Source organism: Citrobacter sp. Cb023 (assembly GCF_030336805.1).
Classification (GTDB): domain Bacteria; phylum Pseudomonadota; class Gammaproteobacteria; order Enterobacterales; family Enterobacteriaceae; genus Citrobacter; species Citrobacter braakii.
The window spans coordinates 603,971-627,451 of record NZ_JAOWCV010000040.1 but is presented as its reverse complement, the minus strand read 5'-3'; the positions used below and the strand labels follow the sequence as shown (position 1 = coordinate 627,451).

Genomic DNA, 23,481 nt, shown 5'->3' with positions numbered 1-23,481 from the left:
TTTTTACTGGCATTTTATTCAGTAGTTTTCCATCTCTTTATTTGTAACAAGGGAGTGTTTATGTCTGGTAAAAATGGCAATGCAGAAGCGGTTATCAACAAGCCATTACGTCATTTTAAAGTCAGCTATGTCAGAGTTCGGCATGAAGATCGCAAGACCGGTTTTACACGACGTATAAGCCGTCATGCTTCACTCACGATGAACGGAGACTGGCTGGAACAGGCGGGGTTCCCAACGGGCACGTCAGTAAAAGTATCGGTTACGCAGGGGAAATTAATTATTGAACAAGCAGGTGAATAGTCTGTTTCGAGGGTGTCGACGTTATCCGGATGGTGGTAATGCGACACACCATCCGGTATTCAGTGCCCTCAGGCTCAGGCTTCCGGTGCCTCTAATTCAGCGAACCCACCGTGTCCTTCCCACCCGGCTAATCGCTGATAGACGGTATCTACCGCATCTTTGATCGGCTGTGTCATCGGGTAGTAAAAACCGACAATATCCGGCTGGATACCAAGGAAAATCACCTCGCCAACGTCGTCTTTCAGCTGATCGACCAGGTAGTTCAGCGGCATGTTGTGGGTGGTCATCATGAACATCTCGGCAATATCATCAGGATCGATAATGCGGATTTCACCCGGATTTAGCCCCATGTCGGTAGCATCCACAATCAACAGACGCTGCGGGCGCAACTCACGGATGGCGACGATGTCGTTTTCCGGCGCGCTACCGCCGTCGATGACAACCCATTGACCTTGAGGATTTGCAGCACACATTTCGGCCAACAGCGGCCCCGCGCCGTCATCGCCCATCATGCTGTTACCCACACATAATAAAACGTCAGTCACGATGTCTCCTCACCATCAGATAGATGGCGCTTTCCTGGTGGATATCGTGAAGCATGCTAAGCATCAGCTTGCTCCACTCCTGCTGCTGCGGAGTCTGCACGGCACGCGCATCATCGAACGCGCGCGCCAGCATCTGCACATGGTTGAAATCGATGACGATCTCGCCGTACTTCGGCACGCCTTCCATTTTCCGGCGGGCTTCACTGCCTTCGGCAAGCGTGGCAATCCACGCCAGATATTCATCCCACGGACAGGTTAACGCCGCTTCCAGGCAATCGATGATCCCAAGGTGGTGACCAATCGCCAGGCTGTAATAGACAACCTGCTGCGCCTCAGCGGGCGTTGCATCGTTCTCATCAATAAACTTACGGCTCAGTTGACTGAACACCACCGTTTCACTCATCGGATACGCGCCTCTTCGACAACATGATTAAGATGCGTGACGATCTCGGTCAGACGCGGATCGTTTTCCGCTTCCAGCCAGCGCGCCACCTGATGCTCGCCCTGCCCTAACTGCGTCATATAGTCATCAGCAATCTGGCGACCGTAACGGTAGCCCGCCAGACGGCGTGCTTCACGATCCACCTTCACGCGCAGCGGCTGAACCATGTTCGGATGCAGAATTTCAGCCGGCTGTTCGTCCAGTTCACCTGGCGCACGCGCGTGAATTTTTTGTTCCAGCAGACCCAGCGCCATTGCAAAACCGTACAGCGTAGCCGCAGGCGTTGGCGGACAGCCAGGAATATACACATCCACCGGTACGATTTTATCCGTGCCGCCCCATACGCAGTATAAGTCGTGGAAGATACCGCCGCTGTTACCGCAGGCACCGTAAGAGATACAAATTTTCGGATCTGGCGCAGACTGCCAGGCGCGCAGCGCCGGAGAGCGCATGGCACGCGTTACCGCGCCGGTAAACAGCAGGATATCCGCATGGCGCGGTGATGGTACAACTTTGATACCAAAACGTTCGGCATCAAACAGCGGAGAAAGCGTAGCGAAGATTTCGATTTCACAACCGTTGCAGCCGCCGCAGTCCACACGGTAAACGTACGCTGAACGCTTGATGCTTTTAAGCAGCGACGCTTTCATGCTGGCAATGGATTCATCCACCGTCATCGGTACCGGAATACCGTTGGCGTCACGTGGGCCTAATAAATTGCTCATCAGCTGGCCTCTTTCATATGGCGAGTCAGTTCAATACGGTCAGACGGCACCAGGCATTTCTGGCGCTTACAATCCGGGCAGGTCTCAAAGCTTTCACGGTGGTTTTCCGCACGGCTGTCGCCGTTGTGCTTAAGTAGCGCAATGGCGTAATCGATCTCTTTTTGTACCGCAAACGGGCGGTTACATACGCGACAATTACACAGCGCAAAGCGGGACTGCTGCAGGAAATCCTCTTTCTTCCACACCGCCAGTTCATACTCCTGCGACAGCTTGATTGCCGCCGTCGGGCAGACTTCTTCGCAGCGGGCGCAGAAGATGCAACGGCCGAGGTTGAACTGCCACGCCAGCTCATGGGTGACCAGATCGGTTTCTACCGTCAGCGCGTTCGACGGGCACGCATTCACACAGGCCGCACAGCCAATGCACTGCTGCGGATTGTGTTCCGGTTTGCCACGGAAGTTTTTATCGACCGCAATCGGCTCCAGCGGATACGACGATGTCGGCGCCCCGGTTTTGATGACTTTTTTGATAAAGGTAAACATGGCGATTCCTTATTTCAGCGGCGAGTTTTTACGCTCGATGCTGTAGCGCTCAAGTTCTTTGTACGGCACGACTTTGCTCTTCTTCTTACGCACATCGACCACGGTCATACGGTCGGTACAGGAGTAGCAAGGATCGAGGCTACCGATAATCAGCGGGGCATCGGAAACGGTGTTGCCACGCAGCATGTAGCGCAGCGTCGGCCAGTTGGCGTAAGTCGCCGCGCGACAGCGCCAGCGATACAGTTTCTGGTTGTCGCCAGTCATACTCCAGTGGATGTCATCCCCGCGCGGCGCTTCAGCAAAGCCCAGCGCAAAGCGGTGTGGAATGTAGGTAAAACCTTCCACAGCCAGCGGGCCGCCTGGCAGGTTGTCCAGACCAAAGTCGATCATATTCAGTGCGGTGTAGACTTCATTGATACGGACTTTCAGACGAGAAATAACGTCGCAACCCTGCTCACTGTGAACTTCCATCGGCAGCAGGCCATAGCCCACAAACGGGTGATCGGCGCGGGTGTCACGCGCATGGCCGCTGGCGCGTACCATCGGGCCGACGTTACTGAAGTCACGGGCAATCTCCGGATCCAGACGGCCAATACCTACGGTACGCTGTTCCATGTTCGGCGTGCTGAGCAGCATATCGACCAGTTCCTGCACGTCACGACGCATCTGCTGCGCCAGTTGACGGGTCTGGATCATATCCTCTTTCAGCAGATCACGACGAATACCGCCGATCAGGTTCAGACCGTAAGTTTTACGTGCCCCGGTGAGGATCTCCGCCATCTTCATGGAGGTTTCACGCACGCGGAAGAACTGCATAAAGCCGGAGTCAAAACCGGTAAAGTGACAGGCCAGGCCGAGGTTCAGCAGGTGCGAGTGCAGGCGTTCAACTTCCAGCAGAATGGCGCGGATCATCTGCGCACGTTCCGGCACGACGATGCCCATCGCGTTCTCGACGGAGGTGGTATAGGCGGTGCTGTGCGCAAAGCCGCAAATGCCGCACACGCGGTCGGACAAGAAGGTCACTTCGTTGTAACCCATGCGGGTTTCCGCCAGCTTCTCCATGCCGCGGTGGACATAGAACAGACGGTAGTCGGCGTCGATGATGTTCTCGCCGTCAACAAACAGACGGAAGTGACCGGGTTCATCAGAGGTGACGTGCAGTGGGCCAATCGGCACTACATTATTTTTCTTGTCTCCCAGTTCGTTGATGAACTCGTAGGTTTCAGCATCGGTAGTCGGCGCGGGGCGCTGGCGATAATCCATGCTGTCTTTACGCAGCGGGTAGAGTTCGTCCGGCCAGTCATCCGGCAGTACCAGACGACGCTCATCGGGCAAACCAACCGGGATCAAACCGTACATATCGCGCACTTCGCGCTCGCCCCAGACCGCAGCAGGCACGCGCGGCGTGACGGACGGGAACTCCAGCTTATTGGCATCGACTTCAACGCGCACGGTAATCCAGCACTTGGTACCCTGCTCCATCGACAGCACGTAGTAAACGGCATAATGACCGCACAGCTGACGTTCGTCGTTACCAAACAGCACGGACAACCAGCCGCCCTGTTTGTAGTACAGGAACTCCACCACTTCCGGCAGGTAGTTCACCTTGACGGTGATCGTCAGCTGATCTTTGGTCTGCCAGGCTTCATCCAGCACGACGCCCGGGAAGGCCTGGTGCAGCGCCGCGAGATATTGTTGACCTAATTTTTCTTCAGACATGCTCAAACTCTCTTAAATCACGCCACCAGCAAGGAGACGAACGCTAAAAACGCAAACCCAAAACCGGCCCAGGTCACGCGTGAAGTGGCGCAAAAACGCAGACGCGCCATGCTGTTTTCGAACAGGGCGATGACCAGCACGCCGAGAACCAGTTTGACGACGGCAATCACCAGCGCCAGCAGCAGCCCACCCAAGGTGAAGGTTTCCATCTGTCCCCACGGCAGGAACACGCCAACGAACATTTGCAGAACGACCAGTTGCTTAAGGCTAATGCCCCATTTCAGCACCGCAAAACCGCTGCCGCTGTATTCGGTCAATGGACCTTCCTGCAGCTCCTGCTCTGCCTCTGCCAGATCGAACGGAAGTTTGCCCATTTCGATAAAGGTGGCGAAAGCACAGGCGCACAGCGCCAGAATCAACGGAATGCTGCGTGCAGCTGGCCAGTGATAAATGGTATCGGCGATATTGCTGATATGCGTTGAGCCAGCAACCTGCGCCGCTACCCACAGACCCAGCAGCAGGATAGGTTCAACCAGCACGCCGAGCATCGCTTCGCGGCTGGCGCCAATAGCGGTAAACGGGCTACCGGTATCCAGGCCCGCGATAGAGAAGAAGAAGCGGGCGATGGCGAACAAGTAAATTAAGGTGATCAGATCGCCCAGTTGCGGCAGTGGTGAGCCAACGGTCACTACCGGCAACGCGGTGGCGATAGTCAGCATCACACCCACCATCACAAACGGCGTCAGGCGGAAAACCCAACTGGAATCTGCAGGCGCAATGCTCTGACGGCCCAGCAGTTTGATGATGTCGCGGTATTCCTGCAAAACGCCCGGACCGCGGCGATTGTGCAAACGCGCACGTGCCACGCGGGTAATACCGGACAGCAGCGGCGCAACGGCAAACAGCACCAGCGCCTGAATTAACGGATATAAAACACTCATTCTCAGGCTCCTCGTGAAACCACAATCACCACCAGTACCGCCAGCTCAATCAGCGCCAGGCGACGGAACAGCACCGGTGCAGCCGCATTCTGCCAGCCCGGAACCAGTGATACCGGATTCAGCCATTTGCGCAGTTTGAGTACCGGTGCAAAGGCTTCTTTCACCGGCATGGCAAAACCGTGTGCGGTAATGACCATTGACTGCTCGTGATCGTAACCACACACCCATGCCGCACCGCGTGAACGCGATGGCAGACGGTTGCCTTTGAAAATCGTCATGATGATGAACGGCAGCAGCGGACATGCGATCAGCAGCAGCGTGATCATTGGCTGAGAAACGGTGGTGTTCGCGGTTTCCAGCGGCAGCGGAACGGCAGCGGAGATCATCGGCAGCAGCCACGGCGCAGCAACGCCCCCAATCACGCAGCAGATAGCCAACGCGACTACGCTAACGCCCATCAGGATTGGCGCGCAGCAGGCATTTTCAGCTTCCTTCGTGCGCGGTGCGCCAAGGAACGTAACGCCATAGACTTTCGCCATACACATCACCGCCAGCGCGCCGGTAATCGCCAGTCCTACCGCCAGCAACGGTCCTAACAGACGACCGACAAACGCGCCGCTGTTGCCAAGCTTAAAGAAGGACTGGTAGATAACCCACTCACCGGCAAAACCGTTCAGCGGCGGCAGTGCGGCCATCGCCATCAGGCCAACCAGCATCGCCAGAGAGATAACCGGCATACGTTTACCGATACCGCCCAGTTTTTCGATATCACGATGACCGGTACGGAACCAGATGCTGCCTGCGCCCAGGAACAGAACGCTTTTGAACAGGCTGTGGTTTACCAGGTGGTACAGACCGCCGGTCAAACCCAGGGCAATCAGCGCAGGTTGATTCAGGGAAATTCCGGTTACGCCTGCGCCCAGACCCAGCAGAATAATGCCGATGTTTTCCAGCGTGTGGTATGCCAGCAGACGCTGAATGTTGTGTTCCATCAGCGCATACAGACCGCCGACAAATGCGGTGATCATTCCCAGCACCAGCAGCGTAATGCCCCACCACAGCGGCGCGTTACCGCCCAGCAGCGACAGGGAGAGAATACCCAGCAGACCCACCTTCATGACAACGGTAGAGAACAGCGCCGCAGCCGGTGCGCTGGCGTTGGCGTGTGCCTGTGGCACCCATCCGTGCAGCGGAATAATCCCGGCCAGCAGGCCAAAACCCGCCACGCCCAGCAGCCAGATATCAGACCCGAGCGGCAGCTCCTGAGTGCGCAGGTCAAGCAGGCGCAGCTCCAGGGTGCCGTAGCGTTGCCACACCAGGTAGCAGGCAATAGCCAGCAGTAGCGTGCCGACGCGGCCCAGCGCAAACCACAGTTTGCCCTCTTTGCTGCAGCCGGTGAGGAACACGGCACACAGCGCCATGATTTCCGCCATCACCACCAGCGTTCCGAGGTTGCTGGCAACCACCGCACATACCGCCGCGGCCATCAGCAGATTCACCAGCAGCCCGTTGGCTTTTACCTGCGGATGACGATGCCAGTCAATGTTGTACAGGCTGACAAACAGGCCGCACAGGCCCAGCGTAATCAGCCAGATAGCGTTCAACGGGGTAATTTGCACACTGTGACCAATAAATGGCATCACACCGCTTAAAGCCAGGGCATTAGTCAGTACGGTGAAACCCGCAGCCGCTGTACACAGGCTGCCAACCGCACCGCCAACCCCGGCAATCCAGCCGCTCAGCGGTTTATGAAATGAAAACAGAAATGCCAGAACCGCAGCCGCCGTAAACCAGGCTACGCCGCTGTTAATCAGTGAAATTGCGCTCATTTTGCATCCCCACTCTGAGCCTGCTGAAACAAGGTGAGATCGCCGAAGTCGGTATTGAAAGTCAGCTCACGCTTACGTTTGCTGGCGCGGGTAATATCCACGTTACTCACCAGGTGCAGGGCTTTGGTCGGGCACATGCGTACGCAGGCCGGACCAAGCTCGTCAAAACTACACAGATCGCATTTCACCGCGATGGCGCGAATACCCGGAACCCAGTCCAGCAACGTGCTTACGCGGGCAGGCGCTGGCGGAGCCGGAGGCGCTTTTGGCGTATTGGCGTTTGCCGGGATATGCAGCGGACGGCTACCGGAAAACTCAATCGCGCCAAACGGACAGGCGATCCCGCACAGTTTGCAGCTTACACACAGGCTTTCATTCAGCTGCACGGCACCATCAACGCGATTAATCGCATTAACCGGACAAACGGTGGCGCAAGGCGCATCTTCGCAATGGTGGCAAAGCTGCGGGGCGGATTCTTTTTCATTTAACATCACTTTCAGGCGCGGCATTGACTGCAGGCCATGCTGGCGATGTGTCTCTGAGCAGGCGGCTTCACAGGTGTGGCAGCCGATGCAAAGAGTGGAGTCAGCAATTACAAAACGATTCACCAGGCATTCCTCAGGTGATAGTCATTTTTGACGAAAACATGTCTGGAAAATGTCATTTCGACATTTTTCGACATGCCCATTCCCTAAACGTCGTGACGCAGTATGAAAGTGCATCATGACAAAAGTGGGCACACCCAAGGCTTAAGCCGGGCTATGTCCCTCAATCAGCTGGCTTAAATTCACCGGCATATTGTTTTCAACCGCGGTATAGAGGCTGTCGTAGACGGTGGCGATTTTTTCGAGATAGTGCTCCAGCACCTGCTCGCGATCGCGGTTGCTGATACGCTCATCGACTTTACCGTCGATGGTCAACTCAGCCTGTGCAATCAGTTGCTTATCATCACCGTCTTTCGTTTCAACGTAGTACTCGATGGTGTGGCTGTTAAAGCCGTCCGCCAGCGTGACGTAGATAGTGAAGTGTTCAAAAAGGACGAAGCAGAGATCCTTGTCCGGTGCGCAGCTCATTGCATGATGCAAACGCGCTTTTGACAGGGTGATCCCCTGAACCAGCGAGTTGCAGTAAATACGCCACTGGTCCTGTAGGCGACGATGCCGTTCAGCGATGTAATCGGCTTTTTCGCTTATTTCCCAAATAGTCATGTCAGGTTACCCGTTTAGCAGAGATGAACAGCTTTAAGCACATTTCATGCCAAAATTAAAAACCTTAATTTTCATATAGATAAAAAATCAAAAAGCGGTGACGACATGTCATTTCGTCATCGTCGTCATTGTCACGATCGAAAAAATTCAAGCTGGCATGTTTATTGCTTTTAATACGGCAACTTCATAGGAGGCGGTATGCACGAAATAACCCTCTGCCAACGGGCACTGGAATTGATTGAACAACAGGCCACGCAATACGGTGCACAGCGAGTAACTGGGGTCTGGCTCAAAATTGGCGCATTTTCTTGCGTAGAAACCAGCGCTCTCGCCTTTTGTTTTGATCTGGTATGCCGCGGGACCCTTGCAGAAGGTTGTAAACTCCACCTCGAAGAACAAGAAGCCGAATGTTGGTGCGAATCTTGTCAGCAATACGTCACCTTACTGACGCAACGCGTGCGCAGATGTCCGCAATGCAACAGCGATATGCTGAGAATTGTGGCCGATGACGGCTTACAGATTCGACGTATTGAAATAGATGAAACTCCAGCCTCGGATGCCGACGCCTAAGCGTCATCATCCGGCAACTGAAGTATCGCAAGTAATAAGATCAGGAGTGAGCGATGTGTACGACATGTGGTTGCGCTGAAGGCAACCTTTATATAGAGGGTGATGAGCATAATCCCCACTCGGCGTTTCGCAGCGCGCCATTTGCCCCGGCGGCTCGTCCGGCACTGAATATTACCGGGGTGAAGACCTCCAGTTTCACACCGAGCCAGACCGAAGAAGGCGATTTGCATTACGGTCACGGTGAAGCAGGCACCCACGCGCCAGGCATGAGTCAGCGCCGGATGCTGGAAGTGGAAATTGACGTGCTGGATAAAAACAACCGTCTGGCCGAGCGCAACCGCGCCCGCTTTGCTGCCCGTCAACATCTGGTATTAAACCTTGTCTCAAGCCCAGGCTCCGGTAAAACCACGCTGCTGACCGAAACGCTGATGAAGCTCAAAGACAGCGTGCCTTGCGCCGTCATTGAAGGCGACCAGCAGACGGTTAACGATGCCGCCCGTATTCGCGCCACAGGTACGCCCGCCATCCAGGTCAACACCGGTAAAGGTTGCCACCTTGACGCACAAATGATTGCTGACGCCGCGCCACGTTTGCCGCTTGAAGACAACGGCATCCTGTTCATTGAAAACGTCGGGAACCTGGTTTGCCCGGCTAGCTTCGACCTCGGCGAACGCCATAAAGTGGCGGTGCTTTCCGTCACCGAAGGCGAAGACAAGCCGCTGAAATACCCGCATATGTTTGCCGCCGCGTCGCTGATGCTGCTCAACAAAGTAGACCTACTGCCGTACCTCAATTTTGACGTAGAAAAGTGCATCGCCAGCGCCCGGGAAGTGAACCCGGAAATTGAGATTATCCTGATTTCCGCCACCAGTGGCGAAGGCATGGACCAATGGCTCTCCTGGCTGGAGACGCAGCGATGTGCATAGGTGTTCCGGGTCAAATCCGCACCATTGATGGCAACCAGGCCAAAGTCGACGTTTGCGGTATTCAGCGCGACGTCGACCTGACGCTGGTCGGAAGCTGCGATGAACACGGTCAACCCCGTCTGGGCCAGTGGGTACTGGTCCACGTCGGCTTTGCCATGAGCATCATTAATGAAGCTGAAGCGCGCGACACGCTCGACGCGCTGCAAAACATGTTTGACGTTGAGCCGGATGTCGGCGCGTTGTTGTATGGCGAGGAAAAATAATGCGTTTTGTTGACGAATACCGCGCACCAGAACAGGTGATGCAGTTGATAGAGCACCTGTGTGAACGTGCCGCACACCTCCCCTACACTGCTGAACGCCCGCTGCGCATCATGGAAGTGTGTGGTGGTCATACCCACGCTATCTTCAAGTTCGGTCTCGACCAATTGTTGCCCGACAACGTCGAGTTTATTCATGGCCCGGGCTGCCCGGTTTGCGTTCTGCCGATGGGCAGAATCGACAGCTGTGTGGAAATCGCCAGCCATCCGGAAGTGATTTTTTGCACCTTTGGCGATGCGATGCGTGTTCCGGGTAAACAAGGTTCTTTGCTACAAGCCAAAGCGCGCGGCGCGGATATCCGCATCGTCTATTCACCGATGGATGCGCTGAAGCTGGCGCAGGAAAACCCAACGCGTAAGGTTGTGTTCTTTGGCCTGGGTTTTGAAACCACAATGCCAACCACCGCCATCACCCTTCAGCAGGCAAAACAGCGTGACGTGCAGAACTTTTACTTTTTCTGCCAGCACATCACGCTTATCCCTACGCTGCGCAGCCTGCTGGAACAGCCGGACAACGGCATCGACGCCTTCTTAGCGCCGGGCCATGTCAGCATGGTGATTGGCACTGATGCCTATAATTTCATTGCTTCAGATTTCCATCGTCCGTTGGTGGTCGCCGGTTTCGAACCGCTCGATCTGTTGCAGGGCGTGGTGATGTTGATTGAACAGAAGATTGCCGCGCATAGCCAGGTCGAAAACCAGTATCGCCGCGTGGTGCCGGACGCCGGTAACCTGTTAGCGCAACAGGCCATCGCCGAAGTGTTCTGCGTCAATGGCGATAGCGAATGGCGCGGTCTGGGCGTCATTGAATCCTCTGGCGTTCACCTGACGCCAGACTATCAGCGCTTTGATGCCGAAGCGCATTTCCAGCCAGCGCCGCAGCAGGTGTATGACGATCCGCGCGCGCGTTGCGGCGAGGTATTGACCGGCAGATGCAAACCGCATCAGTGCCCGCTATTTGGCAAAACCTGTAACCCGGAGACCGCGTTTGGCGCCCTGATGGTCTCCTCAGAAGGCGCATGTGCCGCCTGGTATCAGTATCGTCAGCAGGAGTGTGAAGCATGAACAGCGTACAACTCGCCCACGGTAGCGGCGGTCAGGCTATGCAGCAGTTGATCAACAGTCTGTTTATGGAGGCTTTTGCTAATCCGTGGCTGGCGGAACAAGAAGATCAGGCCCGTCTGGATCTGGCGCAACTGGTTGCAGAAGGCGATCGTCTGGCGTTTTCAACCGACAGCTATGTTATCGATCCGTTGTTCTTCCCGGGTGGCAATATCGGCAAGCTGGCCATCTGCGGTACGGCTAACGACGTGGCGGTCAGCGGCGCGATCCCTCGCTACCTCTCCTGCGGTTTTATCCTCGAAGAGGGTTTGCCGATGGAGACGTTGAAAACCGTCGTCAACAGTATGGCGGCGACCGCGCGTGAAGCAGGCATCGCCATCGTGACCGGCGATACCAAAGTCGTGCAGCGCGGCGCTGCAGACAAGCTGTTCATCAACACGGCCGGAATGGGGGCGATCCCCGCCAACATTCACTGGGGCGCACAGACCCTCGGCCCAGGCGATGTGCTGCTGGTCAGCGGTACGCTTGGCGATCACGGCGCAACTATCCTTAACCTGCGCGAACAGCTGGGTCTTGATGGCGAACTGGTCAGCGACTGCGCGGTATTGACACCGCTTATCCAGACGCTGCGTGATATTCCCGGCGTGAAGGCGCTGCGTGACGCGACCCGTGGCGGCGTAAATGCGGTAACGCATGAATTTGCCGCCTCATGCGGGTTTGGTATTGAGCTGTCTGAAGCGGCCCTGCCCGTGAAGCCCGCGGTGCGTGGCGTTTGCGAACTGCTGGGTCTGGATGCGCTTAACTTTGCTAACGAAGGCAAGCTGGTGATTGCCGTTGAGCGTCAGGCTGCTGAAACGGTGCTTGCCGCGCTGCGCGCACATCCGTTAGGACGCGATGCCGCAATGATTGGTGAAGTGGTAGAACGCAAAGGTGTGCGTCTTGCCGGACTCTACGGCGTGAAACGCACTCTCGATTTACCACACGCCGAACCATTACCTCGTATATGCTAACAGCCGGTTGGCAGCAAGCTGTAGGCCGGGTAAGACGCATTTGCGTCGACATCCGGCCTTAACGCTGCAATATCACCTGATGGCGTTTTGCCGATCGGGTCTACGGTTCGTGTAGCAGGACCAGTCCGGCAATAATTTACGACTTATACCTATAATTCATTTACCGTTTTCGCACCGTTCTGCGGTGCTTTTCCTGGAAAAGCAATATGTCGTATACACCGATGAGTGACCTCGGACAGCAAGGCCTGTTCGATATTACTCGTATATTATTACAGCAGCCCGACCTGCCGTCTCTCAGCGAGGCGCTTTCGCAACTGGTCAAGCGTTCAGCGCTGGCCGACTGCGCGGCTATTGTCTTATGGCAGGCACAAACGCAGCGTGCGCGTTATTTTGCGACGCGTGAAAATGGTAACCCCATCGATTATGAAGACGAAACGGTGCTGGCGCATGGCCCGGTACGCCGTATTTTGTCTCGCCCCGATGCGCTGCACTGCAACTATCACGAGTTTAACGAAACCTGGCCACAGCTGGCCTCTGGCGGGCTGTATTCTAAATTTGGTCACTACTGCCTGCTGCCGCTGGCGGCAGATGGACGAATCTTTGGCGGTTGCGAATTTATCCGTAACGAAGACCAACCGTGGAGTGAAAAAGAGTACAACCGGCTGCAGACCTTCACCCAAATAGTCGGCGTCGTTGCTGAACAAATTCAAAGCCGGGTCAGCAACAATGTCGATTACGATCTCCTGTGCCGTGAGCGTGATAACTTTCGCATCCTGGTCGCCATCACCAATGCTGTGCTCTCCCGCCTGGATATTGATGAGCTGGTCAGCGAAGTCGCTAAAGAGATCCATCACTACTTCGACATTGATGCCATCAGCATCGTGTTACGCAGCGATCGCAAAAACAAGCTCAGCATTTATTCCACTCACTATCTGGATGAACATCATCCGGCACACGAACAAAGTGAAGTGGACGAAGCCGGCACGCTCTCTGAACGGGTCTTCAAAAGTAAAGAGATGCTGCTGATTAACCTGAGCGAACGCGATACCCTGGCCCCTTACGAAAGAATGTTGTTCGAAACCTGGGGCAACCAGCTACAGACTCTGTGCCTGCTGCCGCTGATGTCCGGCAATAATATGCTCGGCGTACTTAAGCTGGCGCAATGTGAAGAGAAAGTATTCACCACCGCCAATCTCAAACTGCTGCGCCAAATCGCAGAACGCGTGGCGATCGCCGTGGATAACGCCCTCGCCTACCAGGAGATCCACCGCCTGAAGGAGCGGCTGGTCGATGAAAACCTGGCGCTGACTGAACAACTCAACAACGTGGAAAGTGAGTTCGGAGAAATCATTGGCCGCAGCGAAGCGATGTACAGCGTACTCAAACAGGTCGAAATGGTGGCGCAAAGCGACAGCACTGTCCTGATTCTTGGTGAAACCGGGACGGGTAAGGAGCTGATTGCACGAGCAATTCACAACCTGAGCGGACGTAACGCCCGTCGGATGGTGAAAATGAACTGCGCGGCAATGCCTGCCGGATTGCTGGAAAGCGATCTGTTTGGCCATGAGCGTGGCGCATTTACCGGGGCCAGCACGCAGCGGATTGGACGCTTTGAACTGGCGGACAAAAGTTCGTTATTTCTCGATGAAGTTGGCGACATGCCGCTGGAGCTTCAGCCCAAGCTGCTGCGCGTTCTGCAGGAGCAGGAGTTTGAACGTCTGGGCAGCAATAAGCTGATCCAGACCGACGTTCGCTTGATCGCTGCCACTAACCGCGATCTGAAAAAGATGGTCGCCGATCGCGAGTTTCGTAACGATCTCTACTATCGACTGAACGTCTTCCCGATCCATCTACCGCCGCTGCGCGAGCGCCCGGAAGATATTCCGCTGCTGGTGAAAGCCTTCACCTTCAAAATTGCCCGCCGGATGGGGCGCAATATCGACAGCATTCCCGCCGAAGCCCTGCGTACGCTGAGCAACATGGAATGGCCGGGTAACGTGCGCGAGCTGGAAAACGTCGTAGAACGCGCGGTTCTGCTCACCCGGGGCAACGTGCTGCAACTGTCCTTGCCGGATGTAATCGCTATGGCGCCGTCTACGCCGCCGGTGGCGACCGAAGTCGCGCAGGATGGCGAAGATGAATACCAGCTGATAATGCGCGTTCTGAAAGAAACCAATGGCGTTGTCGCCGGTCCTAAAGGCGCGGCACAAAGACTGGGGTTGAAACGCACAACGTTACTCTCGCGCATGAAGCGCCTGGGCATTGATAAGGACGCACTGGTTTAACGGATTATTGCCCGATAGCGCTACGCTTATCGGGCCTACGCCACTGGTGCGTTTGTCTTTGTCGGCCGGAAAAGGCGCAGCCGCCACCCGGCATAGAATAGCTAAATCACTTCTTCCGCTGGTATTTCTCGGGTAACTCCGGCACCGGACGTTTGTCATCAATCAGATGACGCACGGTCAGGATCGGATGACGCCAGAGCATTCTGGGTCCAGCCCAACGCATAATTTGCTTCATCTCTTCGCGTTTAGCGGGCTGGTAACAGTGCACCGGACACTGTTTGCAGGCCGGTTTTTCCTCACCAAATACGCATTTATCCAGGCGCTTTTGCGCATAGGCAAACAACGCATCGTAATGCCCCGGTTCATCTGAAGCCTGCGGACACTGGCTCTCATACAGCGAGATCATTCTCTGGATCGTCATTTTCTCACGTGCAATACGTTTGCCGGACATGATGCCTCCACAATTAAGTTGCATAAATAATACACCTTAACTAAGCGCAGGACTATTCCCTGCCGGTGATACATTCCTTAGCACCCTACGCAAATAAGAATTATTTTCATTTGTTTATGCCATGTGCTATATAACATAGCAAAGGCTATATTCGATGATAAATTAACCACTTTGTTGTGAGGGATACTATGCCGCATCTGCCCCATCTGAAGTCATTTCTCCTTGCCAGCGTGTTAACGGCGCTTACGCTGTCACCTGCCTGGGCGAAAGAAAAGTTCAAAGTGATAACCACCTTTACGGTAATTGCCGATATGGCAAGCAACGTGGCAGGTGACGCGGCGGACGTCAGTTCCATCACCAAACCCGGGGCAGAAATTCACGAATATCAACCCACACCGGGGGATATTAAACGGGCGCAGGGCGCACAGCTTATTCTCTCCAACGGCCTTAATCTCGAACTATGGTTTGCCCGCTTCTACCAAAATTTGTCCGGCGTACCGGAGGTCATGGTCTCAAACGGCGTGCAGCCAATGGGTATCAGCGAAGGGCCATACAACGGCAAACCGAATCCGCATGCCTGGATGTCAGCGGAGAACGCGCTTATCTACGTGGATAACATTCGCGATGCGTTGATGAAATACGATCCCGACCATGCCGCAACCTACCAGAAAAATGCGGAGAATTATAAAGCGAAAATCCAGCAGACTCTGGCGCCACTGCATGCAGAACTGGCGAAGCTCCCTGCAGATAAACGCTGGCTGGTCACCAGCGAAGGCGCATTCTCTTACCTCGCGCGTGATAACGGCCTGAAAGAGCTGTATCTATGGCCGATCAATGCCGATCAGCAAGGCACGCCCAAGCAGGTACGCAAAGTGATCGATGCGATCAGAAAACATCAAATCCCTACCGTATTTAGCGAAAGCACCGTGTCCGACAAACCTGCGCGTCAGGTCGCCCGCGAGTCTGGCGCGTATTACGGCGGCGTGCTGTATGTCGATTCGCTCAGCGCTGCCGATGGTCCGGTACCGACCTATCTGGATTTACTACGCGTGACGACAGAAACCATCGTCAGCGGCATCAACGACGGGTTAAGGAGCCAAAAATGAGTCAATCTGCGATTACCGTGAATCAGGTTACGGTGACGTATCGCAACGGCCACACCGCGCTGCGGGATGCCACTTTTCAGGTTCCGGGCGGCTCAATTGCCGCTCTGGTCGGCGTAAACGGTTCGGGAAAATCAACGCTTTTTAAAGCGCTGATGGGTTTTGTCCGGTTGGCGAAAGGGGAAATATCGATTCTGCAACAACCGGTTAATAAGGCGCTCAAACAGAATCTTATCGCCTATGTCCCCCAGTCAGAAGAGGTGGACTGGTCGTTTCCGGTACTGGTGGAAGATGTAGTGATGATGGGCCGCTTTGGCCATATGGGGTGGCTGCGTCGACCAAAACAGATCGACCACGACTGCGTGGATGCGGCGCTGGCGCGGGTAGATATGCTGGACTATCGCCATCGCCAGATAGGTGAACTGTCCGGCGGGCAGAAAAAACGCGTTTTTCTGGCAAGAGCCATCGCACAGGACGGGCAGGTTATTTTACTGGATGAACCCTTCACCGGCGTGGATGTGAAAACCGAGGCCCGGATCATCGATCTGCTGCGTGAACTGCGTGATGAAGGCCGGACCATGCTGGTCTCTACCCATAATCTGGGATCCGTAACCGAATTTTGCGATTACACGGTGATGATTAAGGGCACGGTGCTGGCAAGTGGGCCAACCGAAACCACCTTTACCCACGAGAATCTCGAGCTGGCATTCAGCGGCGTTCTGCGTCACGTCGCGCTGAGCGGCGGTGAACAACACGTGATTACCGATGATGAACGTCCGTTTATTTCGCGACGCGCGGCAAGCGAGGGGGAGTAATCATGAACTGGCTGACGGAGCCGTTTGGCTACCAGTACATGCTCAACGCCATGTGGGTTTCGGCGATGGTCGGCGGCCTGTGCGCATTTCTCTCCTGCTATCTGATGCTCAAAGGCTGGTCGCTGATTGGCGATGCGCTGTCGCACTCGATCGTTCCAGGCGTGGCCGGAGCCTATATGTTAGGGCTTCCCTTTGCGCTGGGCGCATTTCTTTCCGGTGGACTGGCGGCGGGCAGCATGCTGTTTCTCAATCAGCGTTCACGCCTGAAGGAAGATGCCATTATCGGGCTGATTTTTTCGTCCTTTTTCGGTATCGGGCTGTTTATGGTGTCGCTTAATCCGATGTCGGTGAACATCCAGACCATTATTCTGGGTAACATCCTGGCGATTGCGCCGGAAGATATTCTGCAACTGGCGATCATCGGCGTGGTTTCGCTGACCATTTTGTTTTTGAAGTGGAAAGATCTGATGGTGGTCTTTTTTGATGAAAACCACGCTCGGTCTATCGGTCTGAATCCGGGTCGGCTGAAACTGTTGTTTTTTACGTTGCTCTCCGTTTCCACGATCGCCGCACTGCAAACCGTCGGCGCCTTTCTGGTGATTTGCCTGGTGGTTACGCCCGGTGCGACGGCCTGGCTGCTGACCGATCGTTTTCCTCGCTTGCTCACCATCGCCGTGGCGCTCGGCAGCCTGACCAGCTTTTTCGGCGCCTGGCTAAGCTACTGGCTGGACGGTGCAACCGGCGGAATTATCGTCGTTCTGCAAACGCTGCTGTTCCTGCTGGCATTTGTCTTCGCACCAAAACACGGTCTGCTGGCAAATCGCCGCCGCGCCCGTCTGGTGAACAAGGAGCAAGTATGATCTTAACAACGCTGCTGGAACCTTTTCAGTTTAGCTTTATGGTTAATGCGCTGGTCATCTCTACCATCGTCGCTGTGCCCTGCGCGCTGTTGTCGGTATTTTTAGTACTCAAAGGCTGGGCGTTGATGGGCGATGCCATGAGTCATGCCGTTTTCCCAGGGATTGTACTGGCGTGGATTGCGGGCATTCCGCTGGCAATTGGCGCGTTTATCGCCGGTCTGTTCTGCGCGGTGGCGACCGGATACCTCGACGATAACAGCCGCATTAAGCGCGACACCATCATGGGTATTGTTTTCTCCGGGATGTTTGGTGCGGGTCTGGTGCTGTACGTCTCTATCCAGTCAGAAGTCCATCTCGATCATATTCTGTTCGGCGACATGCTGGGCGTATCTTTAAGCGATATCATGCAAACCGCGGTTATTACTCTGGGGATCGCGCTTATCATCGGACTTAAATGGAAAGATTTGCTGCTGCATGCGTTCGACCCACATCAGGCAAAGGCCAGTGGGCTTAACACCGCACTGCTGCATTACGGCCTGTTGTGCATGATCGCCCTGACGATTGTCGCCACGCTAAAATCGGTAGGGATTATTTTGTCAATTTCATTACTGATTGCACCTGGCGCCATCGCGATTTTAATGACGCGGAAATTTTCCCACGCCTTATGGCTGGCGGTGGCGATGTCGGTCATTACCTCATTTATGGGCGTGTACCTGTCATTTTTCATCGACAGCGCGCCGGCTCCCACCATCGTCGTACTATTTTCCCTGCTGTTTGTGATTACCTTTATTTATGCAACCCTGCGCGATAGGCGTTTAGAGAATCAGCTTCAGCTGCAGGATCCGTAAATTATGGGTCAGCTAATGTTCTTGATATTAATATAGCCTCCGCCAGGAGGTTATATTATCGGCAGATTACAGCATCGTGATGATACGTTTAAATAAACGGATTATAGATTACTCTAACGTGAACAACGGTTGTGGCTTGCCAATGTGGTATCCCTGTAACCACCCGACATTCATGTGTTCCAGGTGCATCTGGATTTCGGCACTTTCAACAAACTCGGCGACAACCTGCATACCTTTCATTGCCGCAACCCGGCAGAAAGATTCGATGATATAGCGACTAACCTCACATTTTATAATCCCACGAACGAAAGACCCATCAATCTTCAAAATATCTGCTTCAATGTTCATCAGGCGTTCATAGCTTGCAAACCCGGCACCGAAGTCATCAATCGCGATCCGACATCCCAATTGACGTAGTAAGCGTAGTGTATCCGCCGTGTGTTCTTTATCTGACAGGGTATCAGCCTCGGTTATCTCAAAAATAATCCGTTGCGGAATCACCACATATTCCTGCAACAACGCAGTTATCTTTGCAACGATACCTGAACGACATAGCGTCACTGGCGCCAGGTTAATGGAAAAACAACTCAGCGGATGGTAGCGCATGTACTTCAGGGTGTTCTCAATAACCCAAAGATCGATATCGGGTGCTAACCCTGTGTCGCGTGCAACCGACAGAAAATGGTCAGGGGAAATAAACTCCCCGTGCTCATTGAGCATGCGGATCAATATCTCATGATAGGATTCATCACCACGAGTACTGACGATAGGCTGGGCCAGCAGGACAAAGGTATTGTGATCCAACGCGTTTTGCAGTGCAGCGCGAACATCCGTTGTATCGGTAGTAGGGTTGCCAAACAGTCGGCTATGCTGTGCCTCAAGGTTTTCCGGCCTGCCGTTGGTCATTGGCGATATGACTTTTGTTATTATTGGAGGGAACATCATATTCATATCAAATTAATAAATAAATACTAATTTATAGATAAAAATGGACATTCCGCGTAGCTGGCATCAGCGGTGAAGAAAAAGACAAAAACCAACATACTGATAATCAACAAAAATCACAAACCCAGTTTTTTCATTATCATTCCAGCTGAGTGCAAAAAAAAAACACGTCAGATGCTTTTAATGTTTACTTTAACATACAAAAAAAGAGAGTTTGCCTCGCTTCATAATTATTTTTCCGTCACTCACTAACTCCTGCAATACTTTGTGGATAGCACTGCGTGAGATATGATTTCGAGCGAGAATGAATGTATACACAGATGTGTTTTCACGCATCTCAGGCTCCATCGACCAAATATATTTCAGGTGCTCAATAATCAATTCACGGATAGTGCGATGCGATTGCAATTTTTCTCGCTGAAAATAGCGTTGCAGATGTAGCGTTAAAATATCAAATGCATGTTTCCAAAGATTCTTCGCAGTGAACAAAAGTTCGGCATTGGTTGCACTCATCGCCCACATTTCACAATCGGTATCACAACGTAAATAGTGTCCGGCAACTTCCGTACGCATTTGCGGCAAGCCGAGGATGGCCGGTGCAGATATACTTACCATCACTAAATCATTTTCCACACGATGAACAGAGATGGCCCCTTTCTCCAGAAACAAGATATTTCCATCACTCTTCAGATCAATACGCTGGCGTTTTTTGCGTAAGGACAGCCAGGCATTATCTGACTTTTTCATTTCATCACCAACAAGCACTACAGCATTTTCAATATCTTTCTGGAACATGGGACTCTCTACCGCAAATTATGGCTTTGTCAAAACGAGGGTGGATTTTTACTCAACACGAAAAATAAATGTCAGCTCACCAACAAGCTGACATTTATTCCCATCTACATCTACCACCGGCATTCCCTGGTGCCGTTGACGCGTTCAGACTCATGCTGTTTTCGCGTGGTGGCGCCAGGCAGTATATGACGCTGTCCATAAAGAATTAATGGCAATCATCTTTGTCGTTGTTATTTCATCTTTCTGTTCTTTTCAATGTAGCCAAAAAGATACAATACATTGATTTATATATAGTTTATTTTCATTAAAAAGTTATCATTGTTGTTATATTATGATACGAAATTGAAACACTTCGCGGTTCTCGCTGCAGGGTCGGGTCCATACTGGTGGTCTTTATGGACTAAGTGGTATCATGACTCGCCAACCGCCTGGCGCACCAGCAAGAGTAGAAACATCATGTCTGAGACTGGCAATGTCAGTTATCTGATTGAAAAAATAATAATATTTACGCCAGCTACACAATCTCTGGCGCGGATAGATCAACCCAATCAGCGGATAAAACTCAAACACTCGGCGTCATTATGTCTTTTATTACTTATTCAACATCGCGGGCAAGTGGTTTCCCAAAACGAACTACTGGAATTCGGCTGGGGTAAAAATCACCGCCAGGTGAGCTTCAACGCCTTTTATCAAAGCATTCTCTCTTTGCGCAAAAGTTTGCTGCAGCTGGAACTGGAGCAACCGCTTATCACCACAATCCCCCGCAAAGGGCTGATCATCCAGGAAGAGTTCAATATTCAGGTGATTGAAACTCCGGAGGAGAGCGTATCTTTTACAGCAGAACCCTTAGTGCCGGATGTCGCCATAGAAGAACGGTCAGATGACACAGCGCGCCAACCTTTGATCACCACTGCTGAAATGGTAATACTTGCTATTACCCTGATAATTTGTGTGCTTATAATGTATCCGTGGCAAACCAGTGATAACTATTTCTCCGGCTATATCACCGCAGACAAAGCCCCTACTGACTGTCAGTATTATTTTAATAATGATGCCAGTAATTTCTCCCGACATACGGCATTTATCAACAAAAATCCTGGGCTGTGTCAGAGCCATAAATTTATCTATATCACCACCTACCCTGAATCCAAAAAACTATCCGTGCTTGTATGTCGCTCACCGATGAAAAATAGGCAGGAAAACGCCTGTCAGTCGGTTTATTACCCACGGTATGATAGCTAATGAATTTTTATTCCCGAACGCCCCGCATCCAGACAGGTATTATCCTGTTGCTTTGTTTTGCTGCGCTAATTGTTACCGCCGTCTACCGGTACAGTAAAAACAATGGTCAGTTACATAATCTGACCTGTCGGTCTGCCATCGAGATTGTACGCAATACAAGCTCATTCCGAGGGATCATTGATATCAAAACCGGCGGCAGCAAAGGTATTGTGAATATTGATGGCATTATCAAAGATGCCGAAAATAATGAGCAGACCGTGCAACGCATGGTACTTTTTACACAATCCAGCTACGGCTCAAGCCCGGTTTGGATTTCGCAGAAAATCCAAATCTCCAATCGCGAAACAGCACCCGCCAGTCTCATTCAGGAACTCCTCCCCGACTTCTTCCTGACCAACACCAGCGTATCCAACGTCGATTTTTTTGCGCTGAATAGAGAGACGTATTTGATTACCAAAGAGGGGATCCCCTATCTGTACTGCCAGAATTATGCGTTGCCGGAAAATGAATAATCAGTAAGCGAAGATTAAAAAAAGCAAAAACGATTTGAAAGAGTCACTTGATACGGACTTCACGAACCACACGCCAATGATGTCTTGGTGTGTTAATGCTGATTCATAAAGATTATTTCCTCTCATAATATAAAAACCCTATTCTAACCTACACTACCATAACTCGCTGATTATGCGAACATTGTTACCCTGCTCGTCCAGCGTTATAACTCTCTGGTTTTCCAATAATCCCTTCCCTCTCTGACCGCCAGTAACAAATGTCACCGACAGTTGTATATTGATGCAACGATGATTTTATAGCTCGGGCGACTTTTCAGGCGCAGAGTTAGCGGTGAAATTTGACAGTGTGCCAAGCTGATATTCTGCAATGCGGCACAATCATCCGGTCAGACAGGTATTGAGCATGTTCATAACCCGATTGATTGCCCTGCCCGGGAGTCCACTTTAGCCCAGGGCCGACACAGCAATTGTATCTAACACGTTTATTTTATTAAGTTTTTGATAACAATTAGTTAATTAATTTATTCATTCGCCTATTCCGCTGTTCTGCAAAAACGTCATTTGCAGCTTTTGTCCATCATCTAACCAGTAATTACTTTCTTAACGCTAGCCTCTTCATCCCCTCGCTCATGATATAAATTTATAAAAAACATTAAAAATAGCGTTTTAATCTTAAAAAAATAATTTAATCGATATTTACATTTACCAAATATGCAAACAATGGTCTTATATTCCAACCTTACAGCGTGACGCGAAATGTTGTTCTGCAACCGAATGCGCCACTCCAGAGAAGGTGAAATGAATCATCAACATCTGTTCAGATGCCAGGGATGATGTAGCGCGAACCAGGGAGCAGGGAAAAAGTTTCACGCTACTGACAAAAGTAAATTTGATTATGAAAATGGGATATACACAAATGTTTAACAAAACATTCATCGTAGCGGCATTGATGGTTTCCAGCTCTGCATTTGCAGCTGAATCAACCGGCGTAGCGGGTGGCACTATTACCTTTAACGGTTCAGTGTCCGATACCACCTGTAACGTAGTGACCAATAACGGTTCAGACTTCACGGTAAACCTTTCCCCTATTGCTGTGGGTGATATGGGCACCACCGCCGGTGTTGTTAAAACCAACGCCAAAGACTTCACCATGAATCTGAAAAACTGCTCTGCGGCATCGGACGAAGCTAAAACGCTTAAAATCACTTTCAGCAGCAGCAACCTGTCGGATGATGCTAAATACCTGAAAAACTACAGCGACAATGGTGCCGAGGGTGTGGGTATTGCGCTAACCAAAGACGGTAACACTGCCGTACCGTTTGATACCGCTTTCGATACTGGTCTGAGTTCCGCTGACGCTGCCACCGAAGATGGCGTCACACTGACCATGTATGCCAACTACTACAACTACGGTGGCGCGGCCGTAACAACCGGTAAAGTGGTTACTGACGCAACTTATTCCTTCAGCTACGACTAACTCATTCAGC

Annotated in this window: 26 protein-coding genes; 14 read left to right on the top strand and 12 right to left on the bottom strand. The window is 52.5% G+C overall.

Translation table 11 applies throughout. The features are described 5' to 3' along the window. Positions 1 to 60 precede the first annotated feature (60 nt). Positions 61 to 300: a SymE family type I addiction module toxin gene (locus OGW44_RS23810; protein ID WP_016154182.1), complete on the top strand. Its 240-nt coding sequence runs from the start codon at positions 61 to 63 to the stop codon at positions 298 to 300. Positions 301 to 374: 74 nt separating this feature from the next. On the opposite strand, the gene hycI is transcribed toward OGW44_RS23810, so the two are convergent. The 9 genes from hycI to hycA all read right to left on the bottom strand — a co-directional run bounded on the left by hycI (position 375) and on the right by hycA (position 8,251). Continuing rightward, positions 375 to 845, bottom strand: coding sequence for a hydrogenase maturation peptidase HycI (gene hycI, locus OGW44_RS23805; RefSeq protein WP_016154183.1), 471 nt, complete (start codon positions 843 to 845; stop codon positions 375 to 377). Next, positions 838 to 1,248 (bottom strand): formate hydrogenlyase maturation HycH family protein, encoded by a 411-nt coding sequence (locus tag OGW44_RS23800; RefSeq protein WP_003037385.1) that lies wholly within the window; start codon positions 1,246 to 1,248, stop codon positions 838 to 840. The genes hycI and OGW44_RS23800 overlap by 8 nt, the downstream gene beginning before the upstream one ends. Next, complete coding sequence (gene hycG, locus OGW44_RS23795; protein WP_049040387.1) at positions 1,245 to 2,012, bottom strand: formate hydrogenlyase subunit HycG; 768 nt, start codon at positions 2,010 to 2,012, stop codon at positions 1,245 to 1,247. Before hycG ends, OGW44_RS23800 begins: the two co-directional genes overlap by 4 nt. Continuing rightward, positions 2,012 to 2,554 carry a formate hydrogenlyase subunit HycF gene (gene hycF, locus OGW44_RS23790; RefSeq protein WP_016154185.1) on the bottom strand — a complete coding sequence of 181 codons (543 nt, stop codon included), beginning with the start codon at positions 2,552 to 2,554 and terminating at the stop codon, positions 2,012 to 2,014. Before hycF ends, hycG begins: the two co-directional genes overlap by 1 nt. A gap of 9 nt (positions 2,555 to 2,563) precedes the next feature. Continuing rightward, a complete protein-coding gene (gene hycE, locus OGW44_RS23785; RefSeq protein WP_016154186.1) occupies positions 2,564 to 4,273 on the bottom strand; it encodes a formate hydrogenlyase subunit HycE in 1,710 nt (569 codons plus the stop codon). A 17-nt stretch (positions 4,274 to 4,290) separates the two neighbouring features. Beyond that, complete coding sequence (locus tag OGW44_RS23780; protein WP_016157320.1) at positions 4,291 to 5,214, bottom strand: respiratory chain complex I subunit 1 family protein; 924 nt, start codon at positions 5,212 to 5,214, stop codon at positions 4,291 to 4,293. 2 nt (positions 5,215 to 5,216) lie between these two features. Beyond that, on the bottom strand, positions 5,217 to 7,043 hold the full coding sequence (hycC, locus tag OGW44_RS23775; RefSeq protein ID WP_185654477.1) for a formate hydrogenlyase subunit 3: 1,827 nt from the start codon (positions 7,041 to 7,043) through the stop codon (positions 5,217 to 5,219). Then, the gene (hycB, locus tag OGW44_RS23770) at positions 7,040 to 7,651 is read right to left on the bottom strand and encodes a formate hydrogenlyase subunit HycB (protein ID WP_049040386.1); all 612 of its coding nucleotides are present in this window, start codon (positions 7,649 to 7,651) and stop codon (positions 7,040 to 7,042) included. Before hycB ends, hycC begins: the two co-directional genes overlap by 4 nt. Before the next feature lie 141 nt (positions 7,652 to 7,792). Next, on the bottom strand, positions 7,793 to 8,251 hold the full coding sequence (gene hycA, locus OGW44_RS23765; protein WP_016154190.1) for a formate hydrogenlyase regulator HycA: 459 nt from the start codon (positions 8,249 to 8,251) through the stop codon (positions 7,793 to 7,795). Between the two features lie 198 nt (positions 8,252 to 8,449). Between hycA and hypA the strand changes: the two genes are divergently transcribed. The 6 genes from hypA to flhA all read left to right on the top strand — a co-directional run bounded on the left by hypA (position 8,450) and on the right by flhA (position 14,423). Further along, positions 8,450 to 8,821 carry a hydrogenase maturation nickel metallochaperone HypA gene (gene hypA, locus OGW44_RS23760; RefSeq protein ID WP_019077546.1) on the top strand — a complete coding sequence of 124 codons (372 nt, stop codon included), beginning with the start codon at positions 8,450 to 8,452 and terminating at the stop codon, positions 8,819 to 8,821. 53 nt (positions 8,822 to 8,874) lie between these two features. Beyond that, entirely contained in the window at positions 8,875 to 9,747 is an 873-nt protein-coding gene (hypB, locus tag OGW44_RS23755) for a hydrogenase nickel incorporation protein HypB (RefSeq protein ID WP_016154192.1), read from the top strand. After that, the gene (gene hypC / locus OGW44_RS23750; RefSeq protein ID WP_003037411.1) at positions 9,738 to 10,010 is read left to right on the top strand and encodes a hydrogenase 3 maturation protein HypC; all 273 of its coding nucleotides are present in this window, start codon (positions 9,738 to 9,740) and stop codon (positions 10,008 to 10,010) included. Before hypB ends, hypC begins: the two co-directional genes overlap by 10 nt. Then, positions 10,010 to 11,131 carry a hydrogenase formation protein HypD gene (hypD, locus tag OGW44_RS23745; protein WP_019077547.1) on the top strand — a complete coding sequence of 374 codons (1,122 nt, stop codon included), beginning with the start codon at positions 10,010 to 10,012 and terminating at the stop codon, positions 11,129 to 11,131. The genes hypC and hypD overlap by 1 nt, the downstream gene beginning before the upstream one ends. Further along, the gene (hypE, locus tag OGW44_RS23740; protein ID WP_016157324.1) at positions 11,128 to 12,138 is read left to right on the top strand and encodes a hydrogenase maturation carbamoyl dehydratase HypE; all 1,011 of its coding nucleotides are present in this window, start codon (positions 11,128 to 11,130) and stop codon (positions 12,136 to 12,138) included. The genes hypD and hypE overlap by 4 nt, the downstream gene beginning before the upstream one ends. A gap of 206 nt (positions 12,139 to 12,344) precedes the next feature. Further along, a complete protein-coding gene (flhA, locus tag OGW44_RS23735; protein WP_185654476.1) occupies positions 12,345 to 14,423 on the top strand; it encodes a formate hydrogenlyase transcriptional activator FlhA in 2,079 nt (692 codons plus the stop codon). Positions 14,424 to 14,529: 106 nt separating this feature from the next. Here the strand turns inward: flhA and OGW44_RS23730 are convergent, their stop codons facing one another. Then, positions 14,530 to 14,874 carry a nitrous oxide-stimulated promoter family protein gene (locus OGW44_RS23730; RefSeq protein WP_003825888.1) on the bottom strand — a complete coding sequence of 115 codons (345 nt, stop codon included), beginning with the start codon at positions 14,872 to 14,874 and terminating at the stop codon, positions 14,530 to 14,532. Positions 14,875 to 15,062: 188 nt separating this feature from the next. Between OGW44_RS23730 and OGW44_RS23725 the strand changes: the two genes are divergently transcribed. The 4 genes from OGW44_RS23725 to sitD are packed head-to-tail and all read left to right on the top strand — an operon-like array spanning position 15,063 to position 18,500. Then, the gene (locus OGW44_RS23725) at positions 15,063 to 15,980 is read left to right on the top strand and encodes a metal ABC transporter substrate-binding protein (RefSeq protein WP_019077550.1); all 918 of its coding nucleotides are present in this window, start codon (positions 15,063 to 15,065) and stop codon (positions 15,978 to 15,980) included. After that, positions 15,977 to 16,792, top strand: a complete 816-nt coding sequence (gene sitB, locus OGW44_RS23720; RefSeq protein WP_019077551.1) for an iron/manganese ABC transporter ATP-binding protein SitB — start codon at positions 15,977 to 15,979, stop codon at positions 16,790 to 16,792. Before OGW44_RS23725 ends, sitB begins: the two co-directional genes overlap by 4 nt. Before the next feature lie 2 nt (positions 16,793 to 16,794). Continuing rightward, positions 16,795 to 17,652 (top strand): iron/manganese ABC transporter permease subunit SitC, encoded by an 858-nt coding sequence (gene sitC / locus OGW44_RS23715; protein ID WP_016154199.1) that lies wholly within the window; start codon positions 16,795 to 16,797, stop codon positions 17,650 to 17,652. Then, positions 17,649 to 18,500, top strand: coding sequence for an iron/manganese ABC transporter permease subunit SitD (sitD, locus tag OGW44_RS23710; RefSeq protein ID WP_016154200.1), 852 nt, complete (start codon positions 17,649 to 17,651; stop codon positions 18,498 to 18,500). Before sitC ends, sitD begins: the two co-directional genes overlap by 4 nt. Before the next feature lie 108 nt (positions 18,501 to 18,608). Here sitD and OGW44_RS23705 read toward each other — a convergent pair whose 3' ends face one another. Both OGW44_RS23705 and OGW44_RS23700 read right to left on the bottom strand, forming a co-directional pair. Beyond that, positions 18,609 to 19,406, bottom strand: coding sequence for an EAL domain-containing protein (locus tag OGW44_RS23705; protein ID WP_149381261.1), 798 nt, complete (start codon positions 19,404 to 19,406; stop codon positions 18,609 to 18,611). Between the two features lie 231 nt (positions 19,407 to 19,637). Then, positions 19,638 to 20,240 carry a helix-turn-helix domain-containing protein gene (locus OGW44_RS23700; RefSeq protein WP_185654475.1) on the bottom strand — a complete coding sequence of 201 codons (603 nt, stop codon included), beginning with the start codon at positions 20,238 to 20,240 and terminating at the stop codon, positions 19,638 to 19,640. 456 nt (positions 20,241 to 20,696) lie between these two features. On the opposite strand from OGW44_RS23700, the gene OGW44_RS23695 reads away from it, so the two are divergent. The 3 genes from OGW44_RS23695 to OGW44_RS23685 all read left to right on the top strand — a co-directional run bounded on the left by OGW44_RS23695 (position 20,697) and on the right by OGW44_RS23685 (position 23,471). After that, the gene (locus OGW44_RS23695; protein WP_137380304.1) at positions 20,697 to 21,482 is read left to right on the top strand and encodes a winged helix-turn-helix domain-containing protein; all 786 of its coding nucleotides are present in this window, start codon (positions 20,697 to 20,699) and stop codon (positions 21,480 to 21,482) included. Next, positions 21,482 to 21,994 (top strand): YqeJ family protein, encoded by a 513-nt coding sequence (locus tag OGW44_RS23690; RefSeq protein ID WP_016154204.1) that lies wholly within the window; start codon positions 21,482 to 21,484, stop codon positions 21,992 to 21,994. Before OGW44_RS23695 ends, OGW44_RS23690 begins: the two co-directional genes overlap by 1 nt. A gap of 916 nt (positions 21,995 to 22,910) precedes the next feature. Then, a complete protein-coding gene (locus OGW44_RS23685) occupies positions 22,911 to 23,471 on the top strand; it encodes a fimbrial protein (protein WP_047357877.1) in 561 nt (186 codons plus the stop codon). The last annotated feature ends 10 nt before the right edge of the window (positions 23,472 to 23,481 follow it).

What these genes read in the sequence shown, in the direction of transcription:
- OGW44_RS23810 (WP_016154182.1), top strand. Translation starts at nt 61, where the DNA reads ATGTCTGGTAAAAATGGCAATGCAGAAGCGGTTATCAACAAGCCATTA.
- OGW44_RS23800 (WP_003037385.1), bottom strand. Translation starts at nt 1,248, where the DNA reads ATGAGTGAAACGGTGGTGTTCAGTCAACTGAGCCGTAAGTTTATTGAT.
- hycG (WP_049040387.1), bottom strand. Translation starts at nt 2,012, where the DNA reads ATGAGCAATTTATTAGGCCCACGTGACGCCAACGGTATTCCGGTACCG.
- hycF (WP_016154185.1), bottom strand. Translation starts at nt 2,554, where the DNA reads ATGTTTACCTTTATCAAAAAAGTCATCAAAACCGGGGCGCCGACATCG.
- hycE (WP_016154186.1), bottom strand. Translation starts at nt 4,273, where the DNA reads ATGTCTGAAGAAAAATTAGGTCAACAATATCTCGCGGCGCTGCACCAG.
- OGW44_RS23780 (WP_016157320.1), bottom strand. Translation starts at nt 5,214, where the DNA reads ATGAGTGTTTTATATCCGTTAATTCAGGCGCTGGTGCTGTTTGCCGTT.
- hycC (WP_185654477.1), bottom strand. Translation starts at nt 7,043, where the DNA reads ATGAGCGCAATTTCACTGATTAACAGCGGCGTAGCCTGGTTTACGGCG.
- hycA (WP_016154190.1), bottom strand. Translation starts at nt 8,251, where the DNA reads ATGACTATTTGGGAAATAAGCGAAAAAGCCGATTACATCGCTGAACGG.
- hypA (WP_019077546.1), top strand. Translation starts at nt 8,450, where the DNA reads ATGCACGAAATAACCCTCTGCCAACGGGCACTGGAATTGATTGAACAA.
- hypB (WP_016154192.1), top strand. Translation starts at nt 8,875, where the DNA reads ATGTGTACGACATGTGGTTGCGCTGAAGGCAACCTTTATATAGAGGGT.
- hypC (WP_003037411.1), top strand. Translation starts at nt 9,738, where the DNA reads ATGTGCATAGGTGTTCCGGGTCAAATCCGCACCATTGATGGCAACCAG.
- hypD (WP_019077547.1), top strand. Translation starts at nt 10,010, where the DNA reads ATGCGTTTTGTTGACGAATACCGCGCACCAGAACAGGTGATGCAGTTG.
- hypE (WP_016157324.1), top strand. Translation starts at nt 11,128, where the DNA reads ATGAACAGCGTACAACTCGCCCACGGTAGCGGCGGTCAGGCTATGCAG.
- flhA (WP_185654476.1), top strand. Translation starts at nt 12,345, where the DNA reads ATGTCGTATACACCGATGAGTGACCTCGGACAGCAAGGCCTGTTCGAT.
- OGW44_RS23730 (WP_003825888.1), bottom strand. Translation starts at nt 14,874, where the DNA reads ATGTCCGGCAAACGTATTGCACGTGAGAAAATGACGATCCAGAGAATG.
- OGW44_RS23725 (WP_019077550.1), top strand. Translation starts at nt 15,063, where the DNA reads ATGCCGCATCTGCCCCATCTGAAGTCATTTCTCCTTGCCAGCGTGTTA.
- sitB (WP_019077551.1), top strand. Translation starts at nt 15,977, where the DNA reads ATGAGTCAATCTGCGATTACCGTGAATCAGGTTACGGTGACGTATCGC.
- sitC (WP_016154199.1), top strand. Translation starts at nt 16,795, where the DNA reads ATGAACTGGCTGACGGAGCCGTTTGGCTACCAGTACATGCTCAACGCC.
- sitD (WP_016154200.1), top strand. Translation starts at nt 17,649, where the DNA reads ATGATCTTAACAACGCTGCTGGAACCTTTTCAGTTTAGCTTTATGGTT.
- OGW44_RS23705 (WP_149381261.1), bottom strand. Translation starts at nt 19,406, where the DNA reads ATGACCAACGGCAGGCCGGAAAACCTTGAGGCACAGCATAGCCGACTG.
- OGW44_RS23700 (WP_185654475.1), bottom strand. Translation starts at nt 20,240, where the DNA reads ATGTTCCAGAAAGATATTGAAAATGCTGTAGTGCTTGTTGGTGATGAA.
- OGW44_RS23695 (WP_137380304.1), top strand. Translation starts at nt 20,697, where the DNA reads ATGTCTGAGACTGGCAATGTCAGTTATCTGATTGAAAAAATAATAATA.
- OGW44_RS23690 (WP_016154204.1), top strand. Translation starts at nt 21,482, where the DNA reads ATGAATTTTTATTCCCGAACGCCCCGCATCCAGACAGGTATTATCCTG.
- OGW44_RS23685 (WP_047357877.1), top strand. Translation starts at nt 22,911, where the DNA reads ATGTTTAACAAAACATTCATCGTAGCGGCATTGATGGTTTCCAGCTCT.